This window comes from Dietzia sp. CW19, from assembly GCF_014145265.1.
Taxonomy (GTDB): Bacteria; Actinomycetota; Actinomycetes; order Mycobacteriales; family Mycobacteriaceae; genus Dietzia; species Dietzia natronolimnaea.
On the sequence record NZ_JAALEE010000483.1, the window covers coordinates 1 to 1,225 of the forward strand.

At 71.3% G+C, this 1,225-nt stretch carries 1 protein-coding gene; it reads left to right on the forward strand.

Annotated features, from left to right (window positions below; genetic code table 11):
* Positions 1-39: 39 nt before the first annotated feature.
* Positions 40-1,225 (forward strand): FtsX-like permease family protein (locus tag G6021_RS13830; protein WP_182641537.1); only part of this gene is annotated, 1,186 nt, incomplete at its 3' end.

Sequence of the window (1,225 nt, forward strand, 5' to 3'; positions counted from 1 at the left end):
GGCAGCGCGCCCGGTCGCGCCCCCAGCCATTCCCGGCCCATGCTCCGGGTCTCTCTCCGCAACATCGCCGCGCACAAACTGCGCCTGGTCCTGTCCGTGCTGGCCGTGGTGCTGGGCACCGCGTTCGTCACCGGTTCGCTCGTGTTCACCTCGACCCTCAAGAGCACGTTCGACGGCCTGCTCGACCAGGGCACGCAGGACCTGTCCGCGATGATCGAACCCGAGGACCCCCGGGGCGCCGGCGTGCCGTTCGAGGTCGCCGACCGCGCGCTCGGACTGCCGGGCGTCGAGGCGGTCACCCCCGGGGTGACCGGCACCGTGGTGATGTTCAACTCCGACGGCACGCCCTACCAGTCGGGTGGTGCCCCGTCGGAGGGGCTGGAGTGGGTCGAACCCGACCAGGCCGTCGGCAGCAGTAGCTGGATCGCGGACGGCCGCGCTCCGGCCGCGGACGGCGAGGTCGTGCTCCCCGAGTCCGTGCTGGAGAACGCGGGACTCGCGATCGGTGACTCCGCGCGGGTGTACACCACCTCGCAGGGGATGCTTGAGGTGACGGTCGTGGGCTCGTACTCCTCGGAGACCGACGTCGGCGGCTACGTCGGGGTCGGCTTCACCTCCGCACAGGCCCGCGCCCTGTTCACCGACGGGGAGAACGCCACCAACGTCGCCGTCCGCGCGGTCCCCGGCGTGAGCCAGGAGGAGATGCGCGACACGCTCGCCGCCGAGTTCCCCGAGTACGAGGTGAGCACGGGCGAGGAGGTCAAGGAGAGGCTCTCCGAGCAGCTGTCGACCATCCTGGACTTCGTCAACTACTTCTTCGTGGCCTTCGGCCTGATCGCGCTGCTCGTGGGCACGTTCATCATCTACAACACCTTCTCCATGCTGGTGGCGCAGCGGTTGCGCGAGCTGGCCCTGTTGCGGGCGATCGGCGCGACCCGCGGGCAGCTCACCCGGTCCGTACTGGCCGAGGCCGCGCTGACCGGTTTGGTCGGCTCCGCGATCGGCGTCCTGGCCGGCTTCGGACTGGCCCGGGTCATCTTCGCCGTACTCGACGCCTTCGACCTGGGGATCCCCTCCGGGGCCCTGGCACTCACCCCGATGTCCGTCATCACCCCGCTGGTGCTGGGCTTCGTCGTCACCGTGTTCTCCGCCTGGGCGCCCGCCCGGCGCGCCGGACGCGTCGCCCCGGTCCAGGGCATGCGGGTCGGGGCCGCCTCCTCGGAGG